At 39.0% G+C, this 18,225-nt stretch carries 23 protein-coding genes and 1 pseudogene; 18 read left to right on the top strand and 6 right to left on the bottom strand.

Annotated elements, in window-relative coordinates; all coding sequences use genetic code 11:
* The 5 genes from tig to B9T66_RS00100 are packed head-to-tail and all read left to right on the top strand — an operon-like array spanning position 1 to position 5,140.
* Positions 1-1,377: a trigger factor gene (tig, locus tag B9T66_RS00120; RefSeq protein ID WP_095626962.1), complete on the top strand. Its 1,377-nt coding sequence runs from the start codon at positions 1-3 to the stop codon at positions 1,375-1,377.
* A gap of 9 nt (positions 1,378-1,386) precedes the next feature.
* Positions 1,387-1,977 (top strand): ATP-dependent Clp endopeptidase proteolytic subunit ClpP, encoded by a 591-nt coding sequence (gene clpP / locus B9T66_RS00115; protein ID WP_095626961.1) that lies wholly within the window; start codon positions 1,387-1,389, stop codon positions 1,975-1,977.
* 8 nt (positions 1,978-1,985) lie between these two features.
* Positions 1,986-3,101, top strand: a complete 1,116-nt coding sequence (locus tag B9T66_RS00110) for a diguanylate cyclase (protein ID WP_095626960.1) — start codon at positions 1,986-1,988, stop codon at positions 3,099-3,101.
* Positions 3,070-3,579, top strand: a complete 510-nt coding sequence (gene def, locus B9T66_RS00105) for a peptide deformylase (protein WP_095627131.1) — start codon at positions 3,070-3,072, stop codon at positions 3,577-3,579. The genes B9T66_RS00110 and def overlap by 32 nt, the downstream gene beginning before the upstream one ends.
* Positions 3,580-3,598: 19 nt before the next feature.
* A complete protein-coding gene (locus B9T66_RS00100; RefSeq protein ID WP_095626959.1) occupies positions 3,599-5,140 on the top strand; it encodes a YifB family Mg chelatase-like AAA ATPase in 1,542 nt (513 codons plus the stop codon).
* A 30-nt stretch (positions 5,141-5,170) separates the two neighbouring features.
* On the opposite strand, the gene B9T66_RS00095 is transcribed toward B9T66_RS00100, so the two are convergent.
* Positions 5,171-5,755 carry a ribonuclease HII gene (locus tag B9T66_RS00095; protein ID WP_095626958.1) on the bottom strand — a complete coding sequence of 195 codons (585 nt, stop codon included), beginning with the start codon at positions 5,753-5,755 and terminating at the stop codon, positions 5,171-5,173.
* Positions 5,756-5,982: 227 nt separating this feature from the next.
* On the opposite strand from B9T66_RS00095, the gene B9T66_RS00090 reads away from it, so the two are divergent.
* The 4 genes from B9T66_RS00090 to B9T66_RS00075 are packed head-to-tail and all read left to right on the top strand — an operon-like array spanning position 5,983 to position 9,142.
* Entirely contained in the window at positions 5,983-6,543 is a 561-nt protein-coding gene (locus B9T66_RS00090) for a pyruvate flavodoxin oxidoreductase subunit gamma (protein ID WP_095626957.1), read from the top strand.
* 16 nt (positions 6,544-6,559) lie between these two features.
* Positions 6,560-6,958 (top strand): 4Fe-4S dicluster domain-containing protein, encoded by a 399-nt coding sequence (locus B9T66_RS00085; protein ID WP_095626956.1) that lies wholly within the window; start codon positions 6,560-6,562, stop codon positions 6,956-6,958.
* 9 nt (positions 6,959-6,967) lie between these two features.
* Positions 6,968-8,185 carry a 2-oxoacid:ferredoxin oxidoreductase subunit alpha gene (locus tag B9T66_RS00080; RefSeq protein ID WP_095626955.1) on the top strand — a complete coding sequence of 406 codons (1,218 nt, stop codon included), beginning with the start codon at positions 6,968-6,970 and terminating at the stop codon, positions 8,183-8,185.
* 12 nt (positions 8,186-8,197) lie between these two features.
* Positions 8,198-9,142: a thiamine pyrophosphate-dependent enzyme gene (locus B9T66_RS00075; protein ID WP_095626954.1), complete on the top strand. Its 945-nt coding sequence runs from the start codon at positions 8,198-8,200 to the stop codon at positions 9,140-9,142.
* A gap of 52 nt (positions 9,143-9,194) precedes the next feature.
* Here the strand turns inward: B9T66_RS00075 and pyrF are convergent, their stop codons facing one another.
* The 5 genes from pyrF to B9T66_RS00050 are packed head-to-tail and all read right to left on the bottom strand — an operon-like array spanning position 9,195 to position 12,294.
* Positions 9,195-9,896, bottom strand: a complete 702-nt coding sequence (gene pyrF, locus B9T66_RS00070) for an orotidine-5'-phosphate decarboxylase (RefSeq protein ID WP_095626953.1) — start codon at positions 9,894-9,896, stop codon at positions 9,195-9,197.
* A complete protein-coding gene (gene nusB / locus B9T66_RS00065; protein WP_095626952.1) occupies positions 9,893-10,327 on the bottom strand; it encodes a transcription antitermination factor NusB in 435 nt (144 codons plus the stop codon). The genes pyrF and nusB overlap by 4 nt, the downstream gene beginning before the upstream one ends.
* 1 nt (position 10,328) lies before the next feature.
* Positions 10,329-10,799 carry a 6,7-dimethyl-8-ribityllumazine synthase gene (ribH, locus tag B9T66_RS00060; RefSeq protein ID WP_095626951.1) on the bottom strand — a complete coding sequence of 157 codons (471 nt, stop codon included), beginning with the start codon at positions 10,797-10,799 and terminating at the stop codon, positions 10,329-10,331.
* Positions 10,800-10,810: 11 nt separating this feature from the next.
* Positions 10,811-11,632, bottom strand: coding sequence for a 3-deoxy-8-phosphooctulonate synthase (gene kdsA / locus B9T66_RS00055; protein ID WP_095627130.1), 822 nt, complete (start codon positions 11,630-11,632; stop codon positions 10,811-10,813).
* An 11-nt stretch (positions 11,633-11,643) separates the two neighbouring features.
* Positions 11,644-12,294 carry a carbonic anhydrase gene (locus B9T66_RS00050; protein ID WP_095626950.1) on the bottom strand — a complete coding sequence of 217 codons (651 nt, stop codon included), beginning with the start codon at positions 12,292-12,294 and terminating at the stop codon, positions 11,644-11,646.
* A 115-nt stretch (positions 12,295-12,409) separates the two neighbouring features.
* Here B9T66_RS00050 and B9T66_RS00045 point away from each other — a divergent pair, with 115 nt between their 5' ends.
* The 9 genes and pseudogenes from B9T66_RS00045 to B9T66_RS00005 form a co-directional block, all read left to right on the top strand.
* The gene (locus tag B9T66_RS00045) at positions 12,410-13,087 is read left to right on the top strand and encodes a DedA family protein (RefSeq protein ID WP_095626949.1); all 678 of its coding nucleotides are present in this window, start codon (positions 12,410-12,412) and stop codon (positions 13,085-13,087) included.
* Positions 13,088-13,105: 18 nt separating this feature from the next.
* Positions 13,106-13,447 (top strand): arsenate reductase family protein, encoded by a 342-nt coding sequence (locus tag B9T66_RS00040; RefSeq protein ID WP_095626948.1) that lies wholly within the window; start codon positions 13,106-13,108, stop codon positions 13,445-13,447.
* A 15-nt stretch (positions 13,448-13,462) separates the two neighbouring features.
* Positions 13,463-14,818 carry an NlpC/P60 family N-terminal domain-containing protein gene (locus B9T66_RS00035; RefSeq protein ID WP_095626947.1) on the top strand — a complete coding sequence of 452 codons (1,356 nt, stop codon included), beginning with the start codon at positions 13,463-13,465 and terminating at the stop codon, positions 14,816-14,818.
* Between the two features lie 23 nt (positions 14,819-14,841).
* Positions 14,842-15,657 (top strand): metal ABC transporter solute-binding protein, Zn/Mn family, encoded by an 816-nt coding sequence (locus B9T66_RS00030; protein ID WP_095626946.1) that lies wholly within the window; start codon positions 14,842-14,844, stop codon positions 15,655-15,657.
* Between the two features lie 2 nt (positions 15,658-15,659).
* Complete coding sequence (locus tag B9T66_RS00025; protein ID WP_095626945.1) at positions 15,660-16,400, top strand: metal ABC transporter ATP-binding protein; 741 nt, start codon at positions 15,660-15,662, stop codon at positions 16,398-16,400.
* Positions 16,397-17,221, top strand: coding sequence for a metal ABC transporter permease (locus B9T66_RS00020; protein WP_257874546.1), 825 nt, complete (start codon positions 16,397-16,399; stop codon positions 17,219-17,221). Before B9T66_RS00025 ends, B9T66_RS00020 begins: the two co-directional genes overlap by 4 nt.
* A gap of 2 nt (positions 17,222-17,223) precedes the next feature.
* Positions 17,224-17,418 (top strand): DUF5408 family protein, encoded by a 195-nt coding sequence (locus tag B9T66_RS00015; RefSeq protein ID WP_257874545.1) that lies wholly within the window; start codon positions 17,224-17,226, stop codon positions 17,416-17,418.
* Positions 17,393-17,863, top strand: a complete 471-nt coding sequence (locus B9T66_RS00010; protein ID WP_095626944.1) for a hypothetical protein — start codon at positions 17,393-17,395, stop codon at positions 17,861-17,863. Before B9T66_RS00015 ends, B9T66_RS00010 begins: the two co-directional genes overlap by 26 nt.
* Before the next feature lie 24 nt (positions 17,864-17,887).
* Positions 17,888-18,225, top strand: a pseudogene (locus tag B9T66_RS00005) (hypothetical protein); the annotation flags it as partial.

Raw genomic sequence — 18,225 nt, 5'->3', positions numbered from 1 at the left:
ATGAATCTACAAACAAAAAGACTAGATAGTGCGAATGCTGTGGTAAGTGGTGTGATTTCACAAGATGTGTTGGAGCAAAAAACACAAGATGTGATTAAAAAAATCGCCAAGAGCGTGAAAATCGATGGCTTTAGAAAAGGTAAGGTTCCAGCACATCTTATACAATCACGATATAAAGATCAAATAGATAAAGATTCTAAGCAAGAAGCGGTGCAAGACCTTTTGCAAGCAGGCTTAAAAGATCTTGGTATAGAGCCTCAAGCAATGCTTGGGAATCCTCTTATTTCAAAATTTGAGAGTAAGGACAACACTATTGATGTAGAGATAAAAATTAGCACAACACCAGAATTTAGCCTTGATAAAGTTGAAGGTTGTGTGCCAGAAGTAAAACTTAAATCCGTAAGTGCTAAAGAAATTGATGAGCGTTTAGCAGAGATTGCTAAATCTCGTGCCCCACTTTCTGAAGCAACACAAGATAGAGCATTGCAAAAAGATGACACGGCAGTTATTGATTTTGAAGGCTTTGTTGATGGGAAAGCTTTTGATGGTGGTAGAGCACAAAACTTTAATCTTACTATTGGATCAAATCAATTTATTCCAGGTTTTGAAGATGCGCTTATTGGTATGAAAAAGGGCGAAAAACGAGATATTGAAGTAACATTCCCAAAAGACTATCAAGCTGCGCATTTGGCGGGGAAACCAGCGACTTTTGCTATCACATTGCATAAAATTATGCAAAAAGATGCAGTGGCAATTGATGAAGCGTTTGCAAAAAGTATGTTGGGTCAAGATGCGACACTTGAGAGCTTAAAAGATGCCATAAAAGAACAGCTTGAGATGGAACGCAAAACAGATCTCTATAACAAGGAGCTAAAAGAAACATTGCTTCAAGCCTTGCTAAAAGAAATTACTTTTGATCTTCCTGAATTGATTGTTGAACAAGAAATGGATATTTTATTTAGAAATGCACTAAATACTATGTCAAAAGAAGAGTTTGAATCGCTCAAAAATGATGAACAAAAAGCAAGACAAAAGCGCGATAGTTTCAAAGAAGATGCAAAAAAGAGCGTGCAAATCACATTTATTATGGACGCTTTAGCATGCAAACATAATATTGTGATTCAAGATAATGAAGCATTGCAAACAATCTATTATGAAGCAATGATGATGGGGCAAGATCCAAGAGCGGCTATTGAGTATTATCAAAAAAATAATCTTTTACCAGCAATTAAAATGGCTATGATAGAAGATAGAGTGCTAACTTTTTTACTAGATTCTAAATTAGAATCTAACACAGATAAAAAAAGCACAAGTACCAAAGAACCAAAAGCCTCGAAATCAAAGTCTAGCAAACAAACACCAGACACTTCAGCATAAAGGGTAGTTATGAGTGGATATATTCCTTATGTGATAGAGCGCACAGGACGCGGTGAGCGAAGTTATGATATTTATTCTCGCCTACTAAAAGATCGCATTATTTTATTAAGTGGCGAGATTAATGATTATGTTGCGTCTTCTATCGTAGCGCAACTTTTATTTTTGGAAGCAGAAGATCCAGAAAAGGACATAAATTTTTATATTAACTCTCCAGGTGGTGTTATTACAAGTGCTTTTAGTATTTATGACACGATGAATTATATTCGCCCTGATGTTTGCACAATTTGTATCGGACAAGCAGCAAGTGCAGGAGCTTTTTTGCTTAGTAGTGGCACAAAGGGCAAACGCTATTCATTGCCAAATTCTCGCATTATGATTCACCAACCATTGGGTGGAGCGCAGGGACAAGCCACGGATATTGAGATTCAAGCACAAGAGATTTTGCGCCTTAAAAAAACGCTTAATGAAATTATGGCACACAATACTGGGCAAAATATCAAGAAAATTTCGCAAGATACGGAGCGAGATTTTTTTATGAGTAGCGCGCAGGCTAAGGAATATGGACTCATTGATGAGATTTTAAACAAAAGTTTGAAGTAGAGTGAGATATGCCAGATAACAACAATGATTTTTTTGGAAGTTTGGGATTAGAGCTAGAGAGTGATGTATCTAGTGGGTATGCTGATGAGAGTGCAGATACTACTGATAATATTACAAAAGAAAAACTTAGCGAAATTTCTAGAAAAACATTTCAAATGCTTGATGATGAGCATATCTTTCCATTTCCAGAAAACTTTGAGAGTATTTTTGAGCGCAACCTCAATGAAGAGCAAAACGAAGATGTTAGAAATAAGATTCGTAATGTATTGGAATCTCGGCATAACAACGCGAATGTGATTGCGCTTGAAACCGCCATAAATAAAAGTTTTACAAATCTTAAGAGCATTTTTGAGCAAGTTGGGGTGCTTTGCAAACAATTAGAAAGTTTTGAAGCCAAGATGTTTTCGCAGCTTGGAGAGATTGATAAGATTGAAAACCCTCTTGCAGTGAAAAATGCTGTCACGATTCTTCTCAATAGCACCAATACAACATATAAAAGAATCTTTGATCAAACAAAAGTTGTGGTGGAAAACTACACCAAAATGTATGAGGATTTTTTGAATATCAAAAAAAAATCTATGTTTGATGTCGTGCTTGGTATCTATAACAAGCAGTTTTTTTTCCAAAAACTTGATCGCGAGTGTCTTATTGGGAAAGATTTTGCTGGAGAAAACGCGCTTTTTATCGTGGCACTTAGCAATACACTTTTAGATAGCCTAAAAAGTAAAAAATCACTTATCAGTGCTATCAAGATGATTTCTAAAATCTTGCTTGATAAAATTGGGAAAGAAGATAGTATTTGTGCGCTACATGACACAGAACTTGCTATTTTTATGAAAAATGTGAGTTATGCTAATATTCGTGATGTGGGCACACAACTTATTGATTCACTCAAAAAAAGCACGGTATTTTTAGATGATGTGCAAATTGCCTTAGATGTGGTCGTAGGTGCGACAAAATTTGATCCAAATAGCACGCCACAAGAAAATATACAAAACGCTAGATCGGCTTTAGAAATCGCAAAATCAGAAAACAAAAAACTTGAGATCTTTAAGCCAATCTCTAGCGAGGATACACAAGAAGAGGATTTTGATAGTGATTTTGGAAATTTTGAAATACCCTGATAAGCGGCTCCGCAAGAAATCAAAGCCTGTAGAGGTGTTTGATGAGGCTCTGCATACATTACTTGATGATATGTATGAGACGATGATTGAGCATAATGGCGTGGGATTGGCGGCAATACAAGTGGGTGTGGATAAGCAGATTCTTGTTATTAATATTCCACGCCAAGAAGATAATGAGCAACACAAAGAAGATATGCTTGAGATTATTAACCCTGTGTTTTTGAAACAAGAGGGCGAGATTGTATGGAATGAAGGCTGTCTGTCTGTGCCAGAATATTATGAAGAAACGAAGCGTTTTTCACATGTTACACTCGCGTATAAGGATCGTTTTGGAAATGATAAAGTCCTCCAAGCCGATGATTTTTTGAGTGTGGCACTGCAGCATGAGATTGATCATCTCAATGGTATGCTTTTTGTCGATAAGCTTCCTATTCTCAAGCGTAAGAAATTTGAGAAAGAGCATAAAAAGACAAAATAAGTGTTGCTAGATTCTAAGCATGACAAATAAAATTTTTTGTGCAAGCTTGGTTGGCACCCAAACAAAGATTATCGAGATAGAATCCGCTTTTACAAGAGGATTGCCAAGTTTTAGTATCACGGGGCTTGCGACAAGCTCTATCCAAGAATCTAAACAACGCGTTCAATCCGCACTTGTCAAGACAGGTTTTGCACTCCCACCGCTAAAAATTACCATTAATCTTTCACCATCAGATATTGCCAAAAGTGGTAGCTATTTTGATTTGCCTATTGCACTTATTTTGCATTCTATGAATCTAGAGCTTAGGGAGCCGTGGTTTGCTTTTGGGGAGTTGGGACTTGATGGAACGATTAAATATACTCAAAGTATTTTTCCATTGCTTTTTGATCTTGCCGTGTTATCGCCAAATGCCAATGTCATTGTCCCTGAATGCGCACAAGAGATTTTAGGCGTTATCCCTAATCTTTGTTTGCATTTTGCCAAGGATTTGTCACAAGCACTTGAAATTTTAGATGCTCAAGATTCTACATGGAATATGCAAGATACCAAAGACACAAAGCCCACAAATGCACCAAAGAATCTAGATTTTATGCACCTTGAAATAGATGGCAAGCGGTATTATTATATGCAGGATTTTGCGCTAGATTTCGCACAAGTTCGCGGACAAGAGATAGCTAAACGCGCGGCTCTTATATCTGCTGTGGGGTTGCATAATATTATTTTTGAAGGTAGTCCTGGTTGTGGTAAGAGTATGATTGCCCAAAGAATGCGCTACATTCTTCCACCCATGAGTCTTACAGAAATTATGCATACGCTAAAACTTCAATCTTTAAGTGCGCAAGAATGCACATATTCTCCATTGCGTCCATTTAGAAATCCTCATCAAAGTGCCTCAAAAGCAAGTATTTTGGGATCTGCTACGCAGTTTGAGCCAAAGCCCGGTGAGGTGGCACTTGCACATAATGGAATCTTGTTTTTTGATGAATTGCCACATTTTAAGCGCGATATTTTAGAATCTCTGCGTGAGCCTTTAGAAAATCATAAACTTAGTATTTCTAGGGTGCATTCTAAGCTTGAATATGAGACACTATTTTTATTTATAGGAGCGCAAAACCCTTGTCCTTGCGGTAATTTACTAAGCTCTATAAAAGAATGTCGTTGCCAAGAAAAAGAGATTAAATCGTATAAAAATCGCCTTAGTGAGCCATTTTTGGATCGGATTGATATATTTGTGCAAATGACAGAAGAATCTGCAACACACGCAGAATCCAGTGTAGATTCTAAGCGCATGCAAGAAATGGTGTTTGAGGCATTTGTATTTGCCAAAAATAGAGGACAACAGGGCTTTAATGGTAAGCTAAGTGAAAGAGAGATTGAGCAGTTTTGTGTGTTAGATTCTGAAAGTCAAGCACTTTTGCAACAAGCAAGCGTGCGCTTTGGTTTAAGTATGCGTGCGCAAAATAAACTCAAAAAAGTGGCGCGATCAATCGCGGACTTAGCTAAAAGTGAAATGATTATGAAGCCTCATATTTTGGAAGCACTTTCCTATCGACATGTGTAGGGTTTTAAGGCTAGTGGCTGGAGCGTGGTTTTAGAGATCAAGAGTTGGCGTGATTGCAAAACTTCGCCGATGAAATGGTGTATAGCCATATCGCGAGATCGCTTGTATATGAGCTTTGGTGCCATAGCCTTTGTTGCTAGCTAGATTATAATGTGGGTATTGTTCGTGGAGTTGGTGCATTTGCGTATCCTTTGCCACTTTGGCTAAGATAGATGCCGCACCAATAAGTAGATGTTTAGAATCTCCTTTGATGAGTGTCTGTAGTGTTTGTGGGGCTTTGAGCGTAAGTCCAAAGGTAGTGTTGCCATCAAAGATAAATGCATGAGTTTGTGAGGAAAAATATGTTGTGATTTCTGTAAGCGCACTTTTTAAGCAGGCGCTTAATCCCTGTGAATCTATTTGTGTAGCAGTTTTTTCGACTATGTGATATGCGATATGATGTTGTTTGGCAAGGATTTGTAACTCTTGTGCAATGGCTTTACGCTTAGATTCAGAGAGTTTTTTACTATCTTTGATACCTAGATTCTCTAAGGTTTCTTCTGTGCCCAGCACACCACACATAAACATACTGCCACATATACATCCACGACCAGCCTCATCAATCCCACAAATCATGTAATTCCCCTGTATGCTGCATTTCTATACATTAGAGTATAAAATTAAAAATAAATATTACCAAAAGAAGGAATATAGTGTGCAGATGATACAAATACACACATTTTGCTATAAAAAACTTAAAATTTAGTAAAGTTTTACTTTTACTTTAGTCTTTTTCTTTATAATTACGCTACTTGAAAGAAGATATTCTCTCAAAGCACTTTATTAAGAAATAAGGAGTAAAAATGCTAGAGATTAGATGGCATTCGCGCGCTGGTCAAGGTGCGGTGACAGGAGCAAAAGGTCTAGCCGATGTGGTTGCTGGGACAGGCAAAGAAGTGCAAGCATTTGCATTTTATGGCTCAGCTAAGCGAGGGGCTGCGATGACAGCTTATAATCGTATAGATTCAGAACCTATACTCAACCACGAGAAATTTATGAATCCTGATTATGTGCTTGTGATAGATCCTGGACTTGTTTTTATCACTGATATTTGTGAGCATGAAAAACCTACGACACAATACATCATTACAACACACCTTTCTAAAGATGAATTGTTAGAGAAAAAGCCACAATTACAGGGCAAAAAGATTCACACTCTTGATTGTATCAAGATTTCTCTCCAAGAACTTGGCAAACCTATTCCTAATGCTCCTATGCTTGGTGCATTAATGAAAGTATCTGGGATTTTAGAGTTGGAATTTTTTCTCAAAGCTTTTACAAAAGTGCTTGGTAAAAAACTTCCACAAAAAGTCATTGATGGCAATATGGTAGCCATTAGACGCGCTTATGATGAAGTGCAATAACGCATAAGGAGGCAGTATGGATAATAGAGGCTGGAATGAATTAGAGATCGGATCGGCTCTTTTCCCTTTTGGTAGTGATGCGCAAGTCCAAATCGAGGAACACAATGACAAACGACAATATACACGAGATAGCTCTTTTACCGCGAGTGTAGCACATTGGCGTGTAGAAAAGCCTGTGCATAATTCTCAAGTATGTATTAATTGCTTTAATTGTTGGGTGTATTGTCCTGATGGCGCTATTTTGGCACGAGATGAAAAATTAGCCGGTGTGGATTATGTGCATTGCAAGGGTTGTGGTGTGTGTGTAGATGTCTGCCCTACGAATCCAAAATCCTTATTAATGTTTGAAGATCATAAGGATAATCAAGAAGCTTTGAGTGCATGGCCACAAAAAGAAGACAAAAAGAAAAGCTAAGGAGAAACTATGTCAAAAGTTATGGAATTGCAAAAAATTGAGGTATGGGATGGTAATATGGCTGCATCTCACGCGATGCGACAAGCCCAAATCGATGTGGTAGCTGCCTATCCTATCACCCCTTCTACGCCTATTGTGCAAAATTACGGCACATTTATGGGTAATGGCTATATTGATGGAGAGTTTGTAATGGTAGAATCAGAACACGCTGCTATGAGTGCGTGTGTGGGTGCAGCTGCTGCTGGTGGTCGTGTGGCTACTGCTACAAGTTCGCAAGGTTTTGCATTAATGGTTGAAGTTCTCTATCAAGCTTCTGGTATGCGTTTGCCAATTGTGCTTAATCTCGTAAATCGTGCCTTAGCAAGTCCACTCAATGTTAATGGTGATCACTCTGATATGTATCTTAGCCGTGATACTGGTTGGATAAATCTTTGCACCTATAATCCGCAAGAAGCGTATGATTTCAATCTTATGGCATTTAGAATCGCGGAGGATTTGCGTGTGCGTGTGCCTGTGATTGTCAATCAAGATGGCTTTATTTGTTCGCATACTGCCCAAACCGTGCGTCCGCTTAGTGATGCAGAGGCATATGCTTTTGTGGGAGAATATAAGAGCAAAAATCCTATGCTAGATTTTAATCGCCCTGTGACTTATGGTTCTCAAACTGAAGAGGATTGGCATTTTGAGCATAAAGCTCAACTTCACCACGCTATTATGGAATCTCACAAGGTGATTAAAGAGGTTTTTGAGGAATTTGCAAAACTCACAGGACGCGTTTATAACTTTGTAGAAACTTATGATCTTGATGATGCAGAAGTTGCGATTGTAGCGCTAGGCACCACAGTAGAATCTGCTCGTATCGCTGCTAAAGAGGCGCGCAAAAAAGGTATCAAGGCAGGTGTTGTGTCATTGCGCACATTGCGTCCTTTCCCATTTGATCAATTTGGTGAAAAACTTAAGCATCTCAAAGCTATAGCATGTTTGGATAGGAGCTTGCCAGCAGGTGCTATGGGTATGCTCTTTAATGAAACTACAAGCGCTATTCATGCTGCAGGGGGCAAGGCAGTCGTTTCAAATTATATTTATGGTTTGGGAGGACGCGATTTGACACAGGCGCATTTAACTGAAGTGTATGAAGAGCTTAATCAAAATGCCAAAGCAGGTAAGCTTACACACCCAACACAGCAATTTATCGGACTTCGCGGTCCTAAACTAAGCTTTTTTTAGGAAGGATACATTATGGTAAAAGAAATTAAAAATCTTAAACAATTTTCTAAATCTGCAGAAAAGTTTGAAGGCGCGCATCTTTTGTGCCCTGGTTGTGCGCATGGTATGATTATCCGTGAAGTGCTTAATGCCGCTGATGGACCTATTCTTATAGGAAATTCCACTGGTTGCGTGGAAGTTTCTACAGCAGTGTATCCACATACAAGCTGGGATGTGCCTTGGATTCATATTGGTTTTGAAAATGGATCTACAGCAGTTGCAGGTGCAGAAGCGATGTATAAGGCTTTGGTAAAAAAAGGTAAATATAATGGCCAAAAGCCGAAATTTGTCGCTTTTGGTGGTGATGGCGCGACTTATGATATAGGGTTTCAATGGATTAGTGGGTGCTTTGAGCGTGGGCATGATATGACTTATATTTGTCTTGATAATGAAGTATATGCCAACACAGGAGGGCAGAGAAGTGGATCTACGCCTATTGGATCTAGCACTTCTACGACACCAGCGGGTAGCGCGAGTTATGGTAAAAAAGAGAAGAAAAAAGATCTCCTTATGATTATGGCAGCGCATGGATCGCCTTATGTTGCGCAAGTTGCACCTAATAAATGGAAAGATATGAACAAAAAGATTAAGACTGCGCTTGAAACAGAGGGACCGACATTTATTAATGCGATGAGTGCTTGCACGACTGAATGGAGATTTGATTCACATAAAACCGTGGAGATTAGTGATTTAGCGGTAGATTCACTTGTATTTCCACTTTTTGAGGTGATTAATGGAACAGAATTACACATTACCTATCGACCAAAAAATATTATACCAGTGCGAGATTATCTAGGTGCGCAAGGACGCTTTAAACATCTTTTCAAGCCAGAAAATGAACATATTATCGAACAATTCCAAAAAGATGTCGATGCACGTTGGGAGTATTTGCAACGCAAAGAGGAAGCAGGAGTATAACAAGGTGTGTGCATAGCAAATTTGCTATGCCTTGTTACTACATTGTTTTGGGTTATGATTGGAGGGATTCTAAAATTTTTGTAACTACGCCTTTTGGATCCTGTGCTTTATAAATAGGGCGTCCCACGACAATAAAATCACTTTTAGCTTCTTTGGCAAATGCCAAGTCTGCCACGCGTTTTTGGTCGCTACTTTCTTCTCCAAATGGACGAATGCCAGGTGTAAGCGTAAGAAATGACTCGTGTGTCGCTTCTTTTATCGCCTTACTTTCAAAGCACGAACACACCACACCATCACATCCACTTGTATATGCCAAAACTGCCATATTACGCGCATGATTGAGAATAGGTGCGTTATAGATTTGCATAAAGGTTTCTTCATCAAAGCTTGTAAGTGCTGTAACCGCAAGAATAAGCGGTGCGTTGGGAGTTTCTTGCTTGTATTGTGCTAAAGCCTTCATCGCCTTAACACCGCTACTAGCGTGGATTGTCAGCATATCTATGCCAAGTTTATGAATCTCATCGAGCGTATCAAGCATAGTATTTGGAATATCATACAACTTGAGATCCAAAAAAAGTTTAAAATCCCCAATATTGCGTAATTCTTCTAAGAATTCTTTGCCATCACGCACAAAACTTCGTAATCCCACTTTGAGCCACAAGTTTGTGCTATGGATTTTGAGGGATTGTGCTAAGACAAGGTTAGATTCTTTTGTTGGTAAATCAAGCGCTACACAAAGCTTTGGTGCTTTCATTTTGTGTCCTCTAGGTTTTGTATGTTTGTGGTTTTGGTTATTTTTTGTATAGAATCTAGCACACCATTAATAAGTCGTGGTGCGTTTTCATCGCCATATATCTTGCCAAGCTCAATTGCTTCATTGATGACAATGGGTGCATCGGTTTGTGTGTAGCAAAGCTCATATGCACCAAGCCGCAAAATTGAGCATTCAATCCGCCCAAGCCGACTAATATCCCATTCTTTTAAATGTGTGTTGATAAGCGTATCAAGATTTTCGAGATTTGTAAGCACACCCTGAATAAGTCCTAGTGCAAAATCTTGTTGTTTGTGGCGAATCTTTTTTTCTTCTAGAATCTGTGTGGCTTCCTCTATGGCTGTGTGATTGCCAATGTCATACGCGTATAAAATCCCAAGCACTGCATTTCGTGCTTGTGTGCGTGTCGCCATATCACACTCCTAGATTCTGATATAAGTTGATGAGTTCTATAAGTCCGCTCATAGATTCAAAACCCTTGTTACCTGCTTTGCTACCAGCGCGTTGAATGGCTTGATCAAGTGAATCTGTGGTGAGCACACCAAAAGTTACTGCTGCGCCATATTTGAGTGTCACATTTGCTATGCCTTTTGTGGCTTCTGCAGCGACATAATCAAAATGTGGTGTATCGCCCCTGATAATTGCCCCAAGACAGCAAATTCCATCATAATCTCCCTGTGTCAAAAGTTTTTGTAGGACAAAGGGTATTTCGTATGCACCAGGCACCAACACCAAATCTAGTAAATCCTCATTGCCTCCATGGCGCAAAAAACAATCTCTAGCGCCTTCTACAAGTCTATCGGTGATAATATGGTTAAATCGTGAGCTAATGATTGCTACTTTTTCATCTCCGCGTAGTTGTAGCACACCTTCTATCGTATTCATCGTATTCTCCTTTATGATAATGTGAGTGGTTGTAAGCTAGGAAGCAGCGATCGTATGCGTAATAAATCTTCTATCAATCCAAAAAGCTCTTGTGTGGGCACCATATTTGCGCCATCGCTAAGAGCAGATTCTGGATTTAGATGTGTTTCTGCAAAAAATCCATCTACTCCTATACTTGCTGCTGCACGCGCGAGGTATGGGACAAAACGCCTATCACCACCGCTTTTGCCATCAAGTCCTCCAGGCATTTGCACACTATGGGTTGCATCAAAAATTACAGGTGCAAATTGACGCATAATAACAAGCGATCGCATATCTACTACGAGATTGCCATACCCAAAGCTATTACCGCGTTCAGTAAGCCAGATTCCATAATGTTTGCTTTGCTCATATGTGGCTGCATCACCACCACGCGTTTTTATAGCTTTTAGCACCGTGTGTTTCATATCAGCAGGATTCATAAATTGCCCTTTTTTGACATTGACAATTTTTGAAGTCTTTGCCACTGCTACGATGAGATCGGTTTGGCGACATAAAAATGCCGGTATTTGAATCACGTCGGCTACTTCAGCGATAGCTTGGGCTTGGTGGCTTTCGTGAATATCAGTAATGATTTTATATCCAAATTCTTGCTTTATTTGGGCTAAAAGTTTTAAGCCCTCTTGCAAACCCGGTCCTCTGTAGGAATCTAAACTTGTGCGATTTGCTTTATCAAAACTTGCTTTGAAATAAAAATCAATATTAGGATTTTGTGCGATAGGTGCGAGTGCTTTTGCGGTTTGGCTAAGATTTTCATAGCTTTCAATAACGCAAGGTCCGCTCATAAGGATCATTTTTTCAGACATTATTTTTCCTTTTCTTTTTGGATTATGGGCTTAAATTCTCTTTTAATCATATTGTAGTTGAGAATCTCCCCAGTTTCGATAATGTAATACCAACCATAAATATTTAGCTCACCACGATCAAAGCGTTCCTCGACAAATGGATATGTCATAAGATTCTCAAGTTGTTGCTCGACATTGATTTGTTCAGTCAGCCACATACGCTTGGATTTGGAGCTAGGTTTGAGTGCGAGCACTTTTTGTTTCACGGGCTCTAGGAGTTCGATCCATTTTTGCACATATGGCGCTTTTTCTAGTTTTTGTGGTGGTTCATAGATTGCCGTGCAAGCACCACAATTACTATGCCCGCATATGATGATGTTTTGCACATCAAGAATGGTGATAGCGTATTCTATGGCAGATGTGGTAGCGAGATAGCCTTGACGCATACCATTAGATTCTGTATATGGTGGAATGATATTGCCAATATTGCGCACAACAAAGAGATCTCCTGGATCGGAATTTGTGATGAGATTTGGCACCACGCGTGAATCTGCGCAACTGATAAATAATGTATGTGGATTTTGTGCTTTTTTGAGACTCTCATATAGCTCTTGGTGAGCTACAAAATCTTCTTCCTGGAACTTGATAGCTCCCTCAAATAATTCTTTCATGTTTTCCTTAAAATTTTTGTGATTTTTTAAAGGGATGATTATAACAAAAGCAAGTATAATATTGGCTTTAATTTTTGTAAGGCTAGTTGGCTCTAGCTTGATGTAAGGGAATGTAATGTTTGGGCAAATCATTGAAACGATTGTAAATTTTATTGGTGATATGGGATATTTGGGGATTTTTGTGATGATGTTTATAGAATCTAGCTTTATCCCTTTTCCTTCAGAAGTAGTGATGATACCCGCTGGATACTTAGCATATAGAGGTGATATGAATCCTGTGATAGCTACGCTTGTTGGAGTGGCTGGTTCATTGGTTGGGGCATTATTAAATTATTGGCTTGCTTTGCAATTTGGGCGCGAGTTTTTGATCCGATTTGGGAAGTATTTTTTCTTTGGTGAATCAAGTATGCAAAAAATGGAAGCGTATTTTACCAAACATGGAGAGATTAGTACATTTGTAGGGCGACTTATTATGGGTGTGAGACAATACATCTCGCTACCTGCAGGACTTGCGCGTATGAATCTTGCAAAATTTTGTTTTTATACTTCGCTTGGTGCTGGGATTTGGGTTATTATCCTTGTGTGGATTGGATATGCTATTGGTGCGACATTTGGGGCGGATTTTGAGATTACAAACATCATACACGCTTTTACCTCCAAAGATGTAACAACCCAAGAGAGTGAGATTAAAAGTTGGACAAGGATTGCAGGATATTCATTGCTTGTGTTTGTATGTGTTATAAGTGTGGCGTATGTATTGTATTGGAAATACAAAAAAACCAAAAAAGACTAAAGATTATAAGGAGTGGCAATGCAGGTGCAAGTGTATGGTATACCAAATTGTGGCAGTGTCAAAAAGGCTCGTAGTTTTTTAGAATCTCATGGCGTGGAATATGTGTTTGTGGATTTCAAAAAAACGCCACCAAGTAGAGATAAAATTGTGTATTGGATACAAAAAACTTCCTTGCAAGTTTTGCTAAATACCAAAGGCACGACATACAAAAAACTTGGCTTAAAAGAACAAAATCTCAATGATGAGCAAAAAATCCAAGCTATGCTCCAAAATCCTACGCTTATCAAACGCCCTGTGATAGAATCTGGCGATGTAGTCATCGTGGGTTATGATGAAAATGTTTTGCAAGTTTTATTGTAGTGGTAATATGCAGTGATGAATCTTGCAAATAGAGTTGGCAAATTTTGTGTTTTGGCGCTGTGTGCGTGTATCCTTGGGGCATGTTCGCAAAAAAAGGTTACGATTCTCACACCAAAGGATCTTAGCACACTTCCTCAAAATGCCAATTATTATCTCCCTCAAGATACACTAGAATTTACTAAGCTAGATTCTAAGGCGTTGCAAAAAGATTATCTTCAAAAGTTTTTTTCTCCGTGGTTACAAAAAGGACCCAATCCAAATGTTGATGAGGTATTTTGGATTCGTCCCTCATTGCTAAAATCACATGGGTGGGGCGAGAATCTAAAACCTTATACATTAGCCGATGGGCAAAAGATATTAGATTCTATGCAGCTTGATCTCTATCCGAGTGCAAATCAAAAGGCTATCATTACTAAAAATACGCATGTTCGAGCAGTCCCTAGTATGCTACCAAAATTTTCTAAGCGCGATGGATACCCTTTTGATAGATGGCAAAATTCACTGATTTTTAGTGGCACACCTGTGCTCATTACGCATTATGATAGCTCACGGCGCTTTGCACATATAGAATCTGCTTTTGTGTATGGGTGGGTGGAAGCACAAGATGTAGCAACCCTAAGTGATGCAGATGTCAAGCAGATTATGAGTTGGGGATCATATATCACGCCAAATAGGGATAAAATCGCATTACTAGATTCTAAAAAATATTTTGTAACACAGGCAAGAATAGGGCAGATTTTTGCGCTCAAGGCTAAGGTAGGAGATTTTTATGAGATATACAATATTGTGCGTCAAGATGATGGCAGAGCAAAGATTCACACCCTCAAGGTAAAAAAGCAAGATTTTATTCCATTTCCTTCAGAGCTTGACCAAGCACTTGTAGCGGATTTTCTCACGCAGCTTATGGGGAGACCATATGGCTGGGGAGGTATGTATGAAGAGCGAGATTGTTCAGCATTGGTGCGAGATATTTTTGCGCACAATGGCATTTTTTTGCCACGCAATTCCAAGACACAGGTTTTTTATGGAAAAAACAGCGTAGATTTAAGTAAAATGTCGCCCGCAGATAAGGAAGCTTATATTATCGCCAACGCTACGCCGTTTTACACGATTTTGTGGTTACAAGGACATATTATGATTTATTTGGGGCATTCACAAGGCAGAGTGATTGTTGCCCACAGCGCGTGGAGTGTTACAAGCGGTAAGAGATATGAAAATATGCTTGGTGGTGTGGTGATTACTACCTTGCATGTTGGCGAAGAATATAATGGTATGTTTAGGCATTCTAAAACCTTGTTAGAGCGTATAGGTGCGATGTCGGATATGACAATATTATCTCAAAATATCGCGCAAGGACAGATACAAAAATAGTAAAATTTTAAGGGAGTATAGTTGTGAGATATATATTTGTGTTGTTTGTATTGTTGTTTGGATCTATTGCGCAGGCAAAGATTACGGTTATGGTAAGTGTGTTGCCACAAAGTTATTTGGTGCAAAAAATTGCAAAAGATCTTGTTGAGGTTAAAGTAATGGTGCCAAATGGGAAATCTCCAGAGATTTATGAGCCGCTACCATTGCAGATGCGCGATATCAAAGAAGCACAAATCTATGTCGGCGTGGGTATGCCGTTTGAAAAAAAATGGCTTCATCGCTTTAAATCTACAAATCCAAAATTGTATTTTCTTGATATGCCAAGCGCCCTTAATAAATACGGCTTTAAAGTCGCACATGATCCACATATTTGGCTCTCTCCTACATTTATGAAGATTCAAGCTAAGGAGATTTTTCGTGCCATCGCAAGTATTGATTTTAAAAACAAAAATTTTTATAAACAAAATTATGAGGAACTTCTTCACGAGATTGATGCCTTAGATTCTGAGATTAAGGCGATATTTGCTAAGCCTAATGCCAAAAAGGTGTTTGTGGTATATCACCCTGCGTGGCATTATTTTGCTAGTGAATATGGGTTAGAGGAGATTGCAATAGAATTTGAAGGCAAAGAAGCTAAGAGTGCACATTTACAAGAAGTGATTGCACTAATTAAGCAAAAGGGTATTCATACTATTTTTTTGCAACCACAATTTGCAAAAAAACAAGTGCAGGCATTAAGCACGGAGCTTGGTTTGCAGATTGTAGAGCTTGATTCATTGCAAGAGAATTGGGCGGAGGCTATGTTGGGATATGCAAAGGCTATAGCTACACAAAAATAACAATGACACCATTACTTGAAGTTTCAAAGCTTTGTTTTTGTTATGGGCGTGAGCCTATTTTAGAATCTGTGGATTTTACACTTTTGCCTCACGAATTTGTGGCTATCATAGGTCCAAATGGTGGTGGCAAAAGCACATTTGCCAAACTTTTAGCTGGATTGCTCACACCACACATGGGCAATATCCGCTATACTTCTCCAAATCCACGCATAGGCTATGTCGCGCAAAACACAATGGAGCATCTGGATTTTCCTATAAGTGCCTATGAAGTCGTGATGATGGGATTTTTGCAAAAAGGTTTTTTACGCGCCAATAAAGAACAAAAGGCGTATGCAATGGAGATTATGCATAATCTTGGGATCGCGCATTTAGCCAAGCGAAAAATCGGACAATTAAGCGGAGGTGAGCGCCAAAGGGTGCTGATTGCAAGGGCGTTATGCGCCAAACCCGATATCTTGTTGCTTGATGAACCTACTGCAAGTATTGATGTGAAGGGACAAGATGAGATTTTTAAGATTCTCCAAGATTTGCGTTCGCGTATGAGTATCATCGTGATTAGCCATGATTTGTCATCGATTTTGCGTTATGCTACAAAAATTATTTATATCAACAAAACCGCGACACTTCATGATGTCCCAAATATTGGAGTCCCAGAAAATTCTTCTAGCGAGCATTTTTGTGAAATTGATTTGTTTTATCAGCTCACAAATGCACAGGCAACAAACAACAAGGCTGAGCCATGATAGAATCTTTGCTTGAAATTATGAGCTTGAAATTTGTGTGGATGGCTCTTTTGGTGTCATTTTTGGTAAGTATTGTAAGTGGCGTGATAGGATCTATTGCTGTAGCAAATAAGAAGGTATTTGTTGCAGGAAGTGTGGCACATAGTGCATTTGGTGGTGTTGGATTGGCATTATTTTGTGGATTCTCACCCACATTGGGTGCAATGTTGTTTGCAATTTTGTTGGCATTGTTTTTATCGTGGGCAAATAGGCATTATCAAGATCGTCTAGATTCATATATGGGGGCAATTTGGGCATTTGGTATGGCGCTAGGCGTGGTGCTTATTGACTTTACACCCGGATATAATAGTGATATTTCAAGCTATCTTTTTGGTTCAATTATCGCTGTGAGTGATGAAGAAGCACAGGCTATCGCTGTGTATGATGTGATTTTGTTGTGTTTTGTGGGCGTGTATTATAGGCAGATTCTTGGGTTTTTGTATGATGAGGCATTTTGTCGTGTGCAGGGTGTGGGCACGATGTGGCTTAATCGGATAATTTTTGTGCTTATCGCGATTGGGGTTGTGATGAGTATGAGTGTGGCAGGGCTTATTCTTGTACTTGCAATTTTGTGTATTCCTGCCTATATTGCACAATTATTTGTGAGATCGCTTAGAGCGATGATGTTTATTGGTTTTGTGCTTTCCTTGGTGTTTATGTGGGTTGGATTTTTTCTTGCGTATTGGCTTAATATCAGTCCTGGTGCATGTATCGTGCTTTTGATGTGTGTGGGTATGCTTATTGCACTAGGGTGCAAATATCTTTTACAAAAGGAGGTTTAAATATGTCCATACGCGAGGAAGATTCATCAAAGATTGCCAAGAGGGCAGTAAAAATTAGCCTTTTTTGTGTGTGTTTGGTTTTGGTGCTTAGTGTGCTTAATCTTTATATGATAATGACACAAATTGATGCGAGTGCTGGGATTAGTCATCGTGTCATAGAACTTGAGCAGCATGTTAAAGATTTGCAAAAGCCTTAGTGTTTTTTGGCTATTGCTTGCTACAAATGTGTGGGCAGCACAAAGCCTTGATGAATTAGAATATAATGAGAATCTTGAAGGGATAGAGGTAGAAGCCATTGTATCCTATAAGCTGGAATTGCGAGATTCTATCCCAGTTGGGGAGCGCTATCGCGTTGCTATGGCAATGCAGATTAAACCAAATACCCCTGTTTTTAGCTGTGCTATCAATGTGGGAGATTATGATATTACAGATGATATGGCGTTTTTTATCATTGCGCTTTTGAGGCGAGAAAAAGAACAAGTGCTAGATTGTCTATATGCTCATGAAGTATTGTTGCGCGATGAGAATCTATGGCGCGATAGTGCTGTGCGAGAGCGTACGCTTTTGGAGATTCCAGCAGTGAGAGTGCGTGCATCTTTGCACAATAGGGATTTGCTTTTGCAAATTTTGCAAAATAAATAATATTATGCCAACATAAGGAGAAGTATGAAACCAATAGTATATATGCGTGTGGTAGATTGGCATTCATCTGATACAAAAGAGAATTTTTTTGCCAATCCTTTTGTGCAGATTCTATCTCAAAAATATGATGTGTGTTATAGTGAAGATCCGGAGTTTTTGCTCTATGGTCCCTTTGGTTTCACACATTTGCGATATGAATGTGTGCGAATATTTTTTACAGGCGAGAATGTCCGCACAAATTGGAATGTTGCAGATTATGGTATCGATTTTGATTATATGGATTTTGGTGATAGGCATTTGCGCTTGCCATTAGATTTTTTACCTGCACCGCATGTGCAAGAACTCTATAAGCAATCCCAAAT

It is taken from the genome of Helicobacter sp. TUL, from assembly GCF_002287135.1.
In the GTDB taxonomy this organism is placed as follows: Bacteria; Campylobacterota; Campylobacteria; order Campylobacterales; family Helicobacteraceae; genus Helicobacter_F.
Note: the sequence above shows the minus strand (reverse complement) of the source record. Positions and strands in the feature narration are given on the sequence as shown.